Genomic DNA, 565 nt, shown 5'->3' on the forward strand with positions numbered 1-565 from the left:
CGCTGATATCGAATGGACGGCCGTCTGAATCAGCTCTGCGCAGGGAAAATTGCAGATCGTTTAAGGCAATATCTTGCTCTTTATTGTGATAGCGGATGCTGGCGTTATTGATGATGACGCGGTTGAGCTGGAAGCTTTCTTTCGATGTATGGTTTTGTTGCAGGCAGGCAGGCAGGTGGTTTTTGGGACCCAGCGTCAGCGACGGATTGGAAAGAATCCATTTTTCAAGAATGGGGGCATCTGACCATAGGCTGCTCCAGCCAAAGCCCATTTTAGACTCGGCAATATTCAGCGTCGGCGTATCAGGTTCGGAAGAGGAAAGGCTGAGGTCTTTTAAAATAAGCGTAGGGCGCGGCAGCCATTTTCTGCTGATGTTGGCATTGTATTTGACTTGGCAGCCATGGGCAGAAAAGTTTTTCTGTATGAATGCGTCGATGTTTTCTGTATTGAATATGCGGAACATTAAGGCACTCAATACCGCCGTGAGGCATAAAAGCACGGCAATGCTGAAAACCAGGGTTTTCAGCCAAAATTTTCCTGAGTGCAACATGGAATGAACAGACAA

Annotated in this window: 1 protein-coding gene; it reads right to left on the reverse strand. The window is 47.3% G+C overall.

Annotated features, from left to right (window positions below; translation table 11 throughout):
* The coding region (locus ACTHUR_RS16785) for an AsmA family protein (protein ID WP_440399815.1) at window positions 1–550 on the reverse strand (550 nt) is incomplete at its 3' end.
* Between the last annotated feature and the right edge of the window lie 15 nt (window positions 551–565).

Source organism: Neisseria sp. P0021.S007, from assembly GCF_051956855.1.